Here is a 9,860-nt window from a genome sequence, read left to right on the forward strand (position 1 = left end):
TTAATTAACACTTAGTAACATTCTCTGACATTTTTGTTACACTCGCTGGTAGTGTGTATGAGGTGTGAGTTGTTCATAAATCATACTTTTATTAGGCTATGTTCTTCCAATCCTTTCAAGTTAGGCAAGTTGAAATTTATGCAAGCAATTACGCAAACAGAATTTGATTTTATCATTATAGGCGGAGGGTCTGCTGGGGCCGTATTAGCTTCTCGTTTAAGTGAGAATCAAAATTTTTCAGTTTGCCTTATTGAGGCAGGAGGCAAAGATAAAAGTCTTTTTATTCACGTTCCTTTCGGTTTAGCGTTGTTATCCAGAATTAAAAAGTTAAATTGGAATTACAATACAGCACCACAAAAAGAGTTGTTTAACCGCACGTTATTTTGGCCCAGAGGCAAGGTGCTTGGTGGCTCAAGCTCATTAAACGCAATGTGTTATATTCGCGGAGTACAACAAGATTATGACCGCTGGTGCGAATTAGGTGCAAAGGGCTGGGATTGGAATTCGGTATTGCCTTACTTTATTAAATCTGAGAAGCAGCAACATGGCGCTGATATTCATCACGGTGATTCTGGCTACCTAAGTGTAAGTGACTTACGTCATGTTAATCCCTTATCTAGGACGTTTGTCAAAGCAGCTAACGAGGTGGGCTTAGCGGAGGTTAAGGATTTTAATAGTAAGCAGCGAGAAGGCCTAGGTTTGTATCAAGTAACCCAAGTTGACGGAGAACGTTGCTCTACAGCCAAAGGTTATCTGAGGGCTGCAAACGATAGGCCCAACCTTTGTATAATTACCAATGCGCTTGTCGAGAGAATTGTAATCGAAAATGCACGAGCCACAGGCGTTCAGGTTAAGGTCAATAATAACACGATTGCGTTGAGTGCAAAAAAAGAAGTGCTGCTAAGTGCAGGTGCGATTAATTCTCCTCAGCTACTTATGTTGTCTGGTATCGGGCCTGCCAAACATTTAAGTGAACTTGGCATTGTGACAAAATTTGACTTACCAGGCGTAGGTCAAAATTTACAAGATCATCTGGATACGATAGTACAAATGCGTACTCGCAACCGTGACAGCTATGCGGTCAGTATTACAGCTGTTCATCGCTATATTAAAGCGAGCTTTGACTACATCTATAAGCGCAAAGGGATTTTTTCAAGTAATGTGGCTGAAGCAGGCGGATTTGCACGCACTGACTATGCGACCGATTGTCCTGATATTCAGTATCACTTTCTACCCGCTGTTTTACAGAACCATGGTCGAACAACGGCTTTCGGTTATGGCTTTGGAGTGCACGTGTGTGCTTTGTACCCCAAAAGCCGCGGTGAAATTCGTTTACAATCTAAAGATCCTGCTGTCGCTGCGATTATCGACCCTAAATACCTAACACATACAGATGACCAAAAAGTGATGATCGCGGCGGTACGTAAAGCACGGGAAATCCTTTCAGCACCAGTCTTCAAACAGTATCAGGGTTGGGAAATCGCGCCTGGTAAAAATGTACAGTCAGATGAAGAAATTTTAGAGTTTATCCGTAGGAATGCTGAAACTATTTATCATCCGGTTGGCACGTGTAGGATGGGAGCATTGGACGATCCTGATTCGGTAGTGGATGAGTATTTAAAGGTAAAAGGTGTTACATCTTTACGTGTGGTTGATGCTTCTGTTATGCCAAGCCTTATTGGTGGTAATACCAATGCGCCCACCGTAATGATTGCCGAGCGGGCCGCTGAGTTTATTAAGCAGGATTATAAAAATAACTAGGTTTTCGCTGACTGGCTATCTGCGGTAAACAGATTCACTGCACACTCACACATTTCATCAATATGACTACGGTCAGCATAAATGCCATCTATCAATAAACGGGCAATACCATGCAAAGTGCCCCAGGTGACTTGTGCAAGGCGTAGTGTGTCTTCAGTTTTAGGCATAACACCAAGATTTTGCCATTCACGTGTCATTTCAACTTGCTGATTAAAGCTAGGGTAGGCTACATTTCGTAAATCTGCCGTTGCAGTATTTTGTTTCCAAATGGTACGACCAAACATTAAATCATACAGCTCTGGATTATCAGCAGCATAGGCAATGTACCCTCGAATAAACTGACGATATTTTTCTCTAGGACTCAAATCCTTTTGATGAAAAATGCGTGTTGCATTTTCTTGCCAATGTTTGAAGCCTTGTTCTGCGATGGCGCACAGTAATTCGTTCTTATCTTTAAAGTGATGGTAGGGGGCAGTGCGTGACACCCCAACTTTATCCGCAAGTTTACGAAGTGATAAACCATCAATGCCACTTTCTTTAAGCATAACACTGGCAGCACCAACTAAGGAGCTGTGCAGATCACCATGATGATAATGGTTTTTCGCTAATTTTTTGTCTGATTTTGTCACCAATGTTGTATCACTCTTTATTGCTAGTACGCATAAATTCTATCAATGTTTATTGATCTTGACAGCGTCAACATAAACCCTTAACTTGACGCTGTCTAGATTAAATATATGTTAATTTTTAATTTTCTATATTTACTTATCTTTCAATGGAGAAAAATTGTGCAAACGATAGATTTTACCCGCTTAAAAACCTTAACTGTGTCAATCGAAAACCATATTGCTCATATTCAACTGAGTCGTCCTGAAGCATTAAACAGTATGATCCCCGAGTTTTGGTCTGAGTTACCTGCTGTTGTTCGCCAAATTGACGCAGAAGCGGAGGCTCGCGTTGTTGTAATTTCATCGCAAGGAAAGCATTTCAGTGCAGGAATGGATCTGTCAGTATTTACCGAAATGGGTAAGAACTTTAGTGGTGAGCCAGCGCGAAGAGCTGAACGTATGCGCAGAATGGTTCTTGAACTACAAGATAGTTTTAACGCATTAGAAGAGGTACGTTTACCGGTATTAGTCGCAATGCAAGGTGGCGTTATTGGTGGGGCGGTAGACATGGTAAGTGCCGCAGATTGTCGTTATTGCACTGCCAATACTTACTTTACAATCAAGGAAACAGAATTAGGTATGACAGCAGATGTCGGTACCTTACAGCGCTTACCCCATCTTATCCCACAAGGTTTAGTCAGGGAGTTAGCTTTCACTGGTCGCAATATGGATGCTGCTGAAGCGAAATCATGCGGTCTGGTCAATCAAGTATTTGAAGACCAAGCCAGTATGTTAGCTGCGGTGATGAAAATAGCGGGCAATATCGCCATGCATTCGCCGATGGCCGTCGCCGGTTGTAAAGAGATGATCAATTATACACGCGATCATGCAGTAAGTGACAGTCTACGCTATATGGCAACGTGGCAATCTGGCATGTTTCAAATGCCTGATGTTCAAGAAGCCATGGCTGCTGGCAAACAAAAACGCCTTCCCGAATATGCACCGCTACATAAAAAAACGCCTAGCATGTAAAGCACGTTTTTTGAAACGTTTTGTCAGATTAGAAAATTTATTAGGAAACCATCATGAGCAACACAGTCAGTAAAATTGAACAGGGCTTACGTCAATACCCTCATCTTCTAAGACCTTTAGATCTAGGATTTACGACCTTAAAAAATCGAGTATTAATGGGGTCTATGCATACGGGTTTAGAAGAAGCGCCCAATGGTCACATTCGCATGGCGGCCTTTTTTGCTGAGCGAGCAAGAGGCGGTGTTGGTCTTATTGTTACCGGTGGTATTGGACCAAATGATGAAGGTGCTACGCATAAAAATACCAAACGTTTAGACAATGACGAATCTGTCGCTCATCATAAAATGATAACGGATGCGGTTCATGAAGCGGGTGGAAAAATCTGTATGCAAATATTGCATACAGGCCGCTATGCATATAACCCTGCTTTGGTTGCACCTTCTGCAGTACAAGCTCCAATTAATCCTTTTAAGCCTAAGGCTTTGGACGAAGCAGGAATTGAGAAACAAATCGAAGACTTTATTTTTACTGCAAGCCAAGCGCAAAAAGCCGGATACGATGGCGTTGAGATCATGGGCTCTGAGGGCTACTTTCTAAACCAGTTTATAGCAGCACGGACAAACCACCGCGAAGACAGCTGGGGAGGGGATTATCAAAACCGTATCCGTTTACCGATTGAAGTGGTACGTCGAGTCCGTGCAGCGGTAGGTGAAAAATTCATTATTATTTATCGCTTGTCGATGCTGGACTTAGTGGAAGGTGGTTCAAGCTATGACGAGGTAGTTGAGCTAGGTAAGGCCATTGAAAAAGCGGGGGCAACCATTATCAATACTGGAATTGGTTGGCATGAAGCGCGCATTCCCACTATCGCCACAAAAGTCCCTCGTGCTGCTTTTACTTGGGTGACGGCTAAATTTCGTCAAGCCTTGTCGATTCCGGTGATTACTTCAAACCGCATCAATACACCAGAAGTGGCTGAAGCAGTGTTAGCCCGTGGCGATGCCGACATGGTGTCTATGGCTCGTCCCTTTTTAGCTGATCCTGAGTTCGTATTAAAAGCCATGGAAAATCGCTCAGACCAAATCAATACATGTATTGGTTGTAACCAAGCCTGTTTGGACCATGTATTTGATGGGAAAATGACAAGTTGTTTGGTCAATCCTCGTGCTTGCCATGAAACAGAACTTAATATTGAATTGAGTACAGCCCCTAAAAAAATTGCTGTTATTGGCGCCGGGCCTGCTGGTTTGGCTGCTGCGACCACCGCAGCAAAACGTGGCCACAGCGTTACCTTGTTTGATTCTGCGACAGAGATAGGCGGTCAATTTAATATAGCCAAACAAATTCCAGGTAAAGAAGAATTTTCAGAAACCTTACGGTATTTTCAGCGTCAGATAAGTCTGCTGAATGTTGAGCTTAAACTGAATACTCGCGTCACCAATGAGATGTTAAATAACAGTGATTTTGATGAGATCCTTGTTGCAACAGGGATAAAGCCTCGTACCCCTCCTATCGAAGGTATCGAACATGCCAAGGTATTGAGCTATATCGATGTCATTGTTGCTAAGAAATCTGTTGGTCAGAAAGTGGCAGTGATTGGGGCAGGCGGGATTGGCTTTGATGTGAGTGAATATTTATCTCATGGAAGTGAAACCCCTAGTTTAGATATACCTGCCTTTATGAAAGAGTGGGGCGTGGATATGACATTCACTCATCGTGGTGGTATTGAGGGCATGGTGGCTAAGCCTGAAGCATCACCTCGCGAAATTTATTTGTTACAACGTAAAACCAGCAAGGTTGGCGCTGGTTTGGGAAAGACTACAGGTTGGGCCCATCGTGCAGGCTTAGTCAGTAAAGGCGTAAACATGCTAGCTGGTGTTGAGTACTTAAAAATAGATGACGCAGGCTTACACATTCGCCTCAATGATGAAGTCAGAATATTAGAAGTAGATAATATTATTATCTGTGCGGGACAGGAGCCACTGCGTGAGCTCGTTGAGGGTTTAAGTAAGCCTTATCAGCTAATTGGTGGTGCTGATGTGGCGTCTGAGCTTGATGCTAAAAGAGCCATTGACCAAGGAACAAGATTGGCTGCCCAGTTATAATTCACTCTAGCGCAGCGGGTTGAGCCTGCTGCGCGACCTGCTCCATATAAAACCTCAGCAAGTTTTAGGCAAGGATGCTTGGCAGACTACTCATCTTGGCGAAAAACAGACAGTGCTAGAGAGTGCGCTTCACCCTTGAACACTTTATTTATATTATCTACACTAGCGCACTTTTTATTTATACTAGGGCAGTAACATGACCGATACACCATCACGTCCTCCTTTACCTGACCAACTTTCAGGTAATCCTCGCAGCCGTTTTCATGTTGAAGAGGTTTTTGAACATGAGATTGGCATACGTTTAAATGGTAAAGAGCGTAACGATGTAGAAGAATATTGTATTAGTGAAGGCTGGGTAAAAATCCCTGCACCTAAGGCCTTAGATCGTAAAGGTCAGCCAATGTTGATTAAGTTGAAAGGAACGGTAGAAGCTTTTTATAAGTAATCAGGCTTTATTGTTTTTATCGATGATTTATCACTGCTGCATTTTACCTCACATTGGCTTTAGAGGATGCAGCAGCATTATTACTTACCAATTCTACTTTGCGCGAATTACTGCCGCGTAGGTAACAAAACGAATGAAGTTCCTAACCGGGTTTATTCACATCTGGCCAAACAAATTCGGCGTTTTCAGTTTTAGCTAATACATCGTCTCGTGTTGTGGTTGTTTTTGCATGAGGTTGTTTAGCTATTTTAGTTAGATATAACTGTTCTACCTGCTCTCGAGCCCAAGGGGTTTTGCGTAAAAATTTCAGACTAGATTTTATCGAAGGTTCGCTTTTAAAGCAGTTAATATTTACGGTCTCAGCCATCTTGTCCCATCCTAGTTGTGCAACTAAAGTGTCCAGAATGAGTTGTAAGGTCACCCCATGCAAAGGATTGTTATGTTGAGATGTAGTCATACAAATACCTAATTGGTGTTGATTTTTGCGCAGTATAACGGTTTTTTGATAGGCTAAAAACGCCAGCAAAAAAAAGCCCTGATAAACAGGGCTTTAATCATTTTATTTTATATTAAGCAAAGTTAGCTGAGGCAAATTCCCAGTTAACTAATGCCCAGAAACCTTCAAGGTACTTAGGACGAGCATTGCGGTAATCGATGTAGTAAGCATGCTCCCATAAATCAACAGTTAACAAGGGAGTGACGCTGCTGTCTGTTAAAGGCGTGCCTGCGTTGCTGGTGTTAACAATATCTAAACCATTGGCTGTTTTAACTAACCACGTCCAGCTTGAGCCAAAGTTATTTACTGCTTTGTCGTTTAACGCCGCTTTGAAGTCTGCGAATGAACCCCATTTAGCATTAATTGCGTCGGCTAGTGCGCCTGTTGGCTCACCACCACCATTTGGGCTTAAGCAGTTCCAATAGAAGGTGTGATTCCAGATTTGCGCAGCATTGTTGAATACGCCGCCTTCAGAGGTCTTAACTATCTCTTCAAGACTTTTTGATGCTAAATCAGTGCCTTCTACAAGACCATTCAACTTAGTTACATAAGTAGCGTGATGCTTACCGTAATGGTATTCCAAAGTTTCTGCAGAGATGTGTGGTTCTAAAGCGTTCTTTTCATAAGGTAGCGCAGGAAGTTCAAAAGCCATGTTATTTCTCCATTTAGGTGTTGATGTATGCATTAATTCGTTGAATGCCAAATGCTAGACGTTAATTGTCTAGAGTAAAAGTGCAGTATTAATCTTTGTTATAAACAAAAAGCTGCAGAAGGATCATATATTGCGTCAAATACGCTTTATTTCAAGTCTTGTGATAGAAGAAAGTAACTAACTTGTGCGTTAAAAATATGGCAGTTTGATTTCAACTGCCCTTGAAAAACGCTAAACTAGTAACCACTACTAGTGCCATACTTGATATGAGGCGAAAATATGGAAACCGTTGAAAAAATTCAGCAACAAATTAAAGAAAATCCGATTTTATTGTATATGAAGGGCTCGCCCAAATTTCCAAGCTGTGGATTTTCGGCTCAAGCGTCTCAAGCGCTAATGACCTGTGGTGAACAATTTGCTTACGTAGACATCTTACAAAATCCAGATATTCGTGCCGAACTTCCTAAGTATGCTAATTGGCCTACTTTCCCGCAGTTGTGGGTTGATGGTGAGTTGATTGGCGGTTGTGATATTATTCTTGAAATGATTCAGCAGGGCGAATTGCAAAGCATCATAAAAGAGACGGCGGCAAAATATCCGAGTCAGGAAGAAAAGTAGTTTAACGAAAGCACAAAAAAATAGAGCGTTTACGCTCTATTTTTTTGTCTGGTATTTGTCTAAGGTGTTGCAATAGGCTGTGATGAAGAAGCCTTATTCACGTGCTTTTCTAGATTCAGTAATTTGCTTTCTAACTCATCTACCTTGTTGGTCAGATTATTATTACCCAAGGCACTGGAGATTAGCTTCTCACGCAAACTTGCCACTTGTTGCTCATTATTCAGGCTTGTGCGTTTTAATTGCGCTTGAGTTTCTAATGCTGCTTGCAGGCTCTGGTTCAATTGTGTGACTTGATTGCTTAAGGTTGTTACTTTGCCCTCTTGTTGACTGGCATCGTCACCAAGTTTCTTCATAGCGTTATCGGATTTTGACGCTAGCTTTTTGAGCTCGTTGGTCAAGTCACTGATTTCTGATTGATTACGACGCCACGCAGATGCCCACAGTTTATCCATTTGCTCCCACAGCTCTTCAGTTTTTTTACTGAGTTCAGTCACTTTGACTTGGATAGCAACAGCGGATTGGTCAAGTTCTTCACCAGTCGCTGACAATCTGCCTTCTAAGTCAGTGATACGCTGTTGAGCATGAACCAATACTTTGTGTTGCTCAAACGACCAATACACCGCCGTGCTACAAATAACGACTAAAAATAAAATAAACATTAACCACGATGGGGAATTGGAATGCGTGTTTTTAGACTCTTGGGGGATGTTGCCTTTTGGTCCATTGGTCTTTTTGGTTTGTGCCCTTGCGCGTTGAAATGATTCAACATCGTCTCTTTCTATGGTTATCTTGGGCATATCATCCATTGGTTCTATCGCCATGTTGTTCTAATCTTTCCTATCGTTGAGGCTTCTTATTTAAGGTATATAACCCTACTGCATTACACGGTCTATACAATACCAAACAAAGTGCAGAAAGTGCGCTAACAATATTAAAAAATTATCTAAAGTGAAAAAATTAATGTTTTCGGTCTTTGCGCTACTTATGTTCAGATTGGATATGTCGGCGTTTTAATTGTGCTTAAGTAGGAAGGGAACACATCGTATGCTCATATTAATTCACATAAGTCGCTTGATTTTAGCTGCAAATAAGTCACGATTATCAAGGAGTACAATGCAGGTGAGTAGTTATAGTTGGAAAAATTAAAATCGAAATTAAAGCGTCCCATTTCCGATGCCAAAATTTTAATCGTAGATGATGAACCCATAAACTGTGAGATTATGCAGCATATGTTGGGCGACTTGTACAAGGTGAGCAGTGTCTGTTCTGGTGAGGAAGCGATCGAAGCATGCTTATCTGACAAGCCAGATCTGATTTTATTAGATGTTATGATGCGAGGAATAAGCGGAATTGAGACCTGTCGGCTGATTAAAGATAATGAAGAAACGCAGCATATCCCCATAATTTTTATTACCAGCCTACAAGAAGAACAACAAGAGGCCGATTGTTGGGATGCAGGTGCGGTGGATTTTGTCACTAAGCCAGTTTTAAGAGTAGAGTTGCGCAACCGTGTTCGAGCGCATTTAACCCACAAAATGCAGACCGATTTATTATTAAGCTTGTCTTATGTCGATAAATTAACAGGCGCCTATAATCGACATTTTTTAGATGATGTTTTGCCTAAAATTGAAAAACAGTCAAAACGCAAAGATACTCCAATTAGCGTGATGATGATGGATATAGATTGGTTCAAATTATATAACGACGAGTATGGTCATTTAAAGGGCGACCAATGTTTACGGGAAGTCGCCGATAACATTGCAGAGGTGTTGACGCGGCCAGTTGATTTATTGTTTCGTTTTGGTGGAGAAGAATTTATGGTTCTGCTTATCGATACTAATAAAGAAGGTGCATTGCATGTTGCTAATGAAGTTCTTGAGACGTTAAGGCTTAAAGGGATCCCTCACCCTAAATCTTTGTTTTCTTATGTTAGTTTAAGCATTGGTGTGGCGACGTTCTTGCCGTCAGTTAATAACGGTATGTTAGCTGATACCATTCAACAGGCCGACAAACAATTGTATAAAGCAAAATCAACGGGTCGAAATCAGGTCAAAGTTTAACATAGAAGATATTGCATCTTCGTTTGAATTATTAGCGTTTAGATAGTACCAGAAAAATCCTGCATGTTAAGAGGATGCTTACT

General features: G+C 41.6%; 10 protein-coding genes. 6 read left to right on the forward strand and 4 right to left on the reverse strand.

From position 1 onward, the window contains the following. Positions 1 to 138 precede the first annotated feature (138 nt). Entirely contained in the window at positions 139 to 1,761 is a 1,623-nt protein-coding gene (locus NWQ57_RS15675; protein WP_306023101.1) for a GMC family oxidoreductase, read from the forward strand. Here the strand turns inward: NWQ57_RS15675 and NWQ57_RS15680 are convergent. Beyond that, on the reverse strand, positions 1,758 to 2,393 hold the full coding sequence (locus NWQ57_RS15680) for a TetR/AcrR family transcriptional regulator (protein WP_306023102.1): 636 nt from the start codon (positions 2,391 to 2,393) through the stop codon (positions 1,758 to 1,760). The two genes, NWQ57_RS15675 and NWQ57_RS15680, sit on opposite strands and share 4 nt — an antisense overlap. A 105-nt stretch (positions 2,394 to 2,498) precedes the next feature. Here NWQ57_RS15680 and NWQ57_RS15685 point away from each other — a divergent pair, with 105 nt between their 5' ends. The 3 genes from NWQ57_RS15685 to NWQ57_RS15695 all read left to right on the forward strand — a co-directional run bounded on the left by NWQ57_RS15685 (position 2,499) and on the right by NWQ57_RS15695 (position 5,951). Beyond that, positions 2,499 to 3,401, forward strand: a complete 903-nt coding sequence (locus NWQ57_RS15685) for a crotonase/enoyl-CoA hydratase family protein (RefSeq protein ID WP_372340931.1) — start codon at positions 2,499 to 2,501, stop codon at positions 3,399 to 3,401. A 53-nt stretch (positions 3,402 to 3,454) separates the two neighbouring features. Then, positions 3,455 to 5,506, forward strand: coding sequence for an NADPH-dependent 2,4-dienoyl-CoA reductase (locus NWQ57_RS15690; protein ID WP_306023104.1), 2,052 nt, complete (start codon positions 3,455 to 3,457; stop codon positions 5,504 to 5,506). A 196-nt stretch (positions 5,507 to 5,702) separates the two neighbouring features. Further along, the gene (locus NWQ57_RS15695; protein ID WP_306023105.1) at positions 5,703 to 5,951 is read left to right on the forward strand and encodes a DUF3297 family protein; all 249 of its coding nucleotides are present in this window, start codon (positions 5,703 to 5,705) and stop codon (positions 5,949 to 5,951) included. A gap of 142 nt (positions 5,952 to 6,093) precedes the next feature. On the opposite strand, the gene NWQ57_RS15700 is transcribed toward NWQ57_RS15695, so the two are convergent. Further along, entirely contained in the window at positions 6,094 to 6,408 is a 315-nt protein-coding gene (locus tag NWQ57_RS15700) for a VF530 family protein (protein WP_306023106.1), read from the reverse strand. A 112-nt stretch (positions 6,409 to 6,520) separates the two neighbouring features. Then, positions 6,521 to 7,099, reverse strand: coding sequence for a superoxide dismutase [Fe] (sodB, locus tag NWQ57_RS15705; protein WP_306023107.1), 579 nt, complete (start codon positions 7,097 to 7,099; stop codon positions 6,521 to 6,523). A gap of 279 nt (positions 7,100 to 7,378) precedes the next feature. On the opposite strand from sodB, the gene NWQ57_RS15710 reads away from it, so the two are divergent. Then, positions 7,379 to 7,717, forward strand: a complete 339-nt coding sequence (locus NWQ57_RS15710) for a Grx4 family monothiol glutaredoxin (RefSeq protein WP_306023108.1) — start codon at positions 7,379 to 7,381, stop codon at positions 7,715 to 7,717. A 59-nt stretch (positions 7,718 to 7,776) separates the two neighbouring features. On the opposite strand, the gene NWQ57_RS15715 is transcribed toward NWQ57_RS15710, so the two are convergent. Further along, the gene (locus NWQ57_RS15715) at positions 7,777 to 8,538 is read right to left on the reverse strand and encodes a hypothetical protein (protein WP_306023109.1); all 762 of its coding nucleotides are present in this window, start codon (positions 8,536 to 8,538) and stop codon (positions 7,777 to 7,779) included. Positions 8,539 to 8,850: 312 nt separating this feature from the next. Here NWQ57_RS15715 and NWQ57_RS15720 point away from each other — a divergent pair, with 312 nt between their 5' ends. Then, positions 8,851 to 9,777, forward strand: a complete 927-nt coding sequence (locus NWQ57_RS15720) for a diguanylate cyclase (RefSeq protein ID WP_306023110.1) — start codon at positions 8,851 to 8,853, stop codon at positions 9,775 to 9,777. Positions 9,778 to 9,860: the final 83 nt, after the last annotated feature.

This window comes from Paraglaciecola sp. (genome assembly GCF_030730205.1).
Taxonomy (GTDB): Bacteria; Pseudomonadota; Gammaproteobacteria; order Enterobacterales; family Alteromonadaceae; genus Paraglaciecola.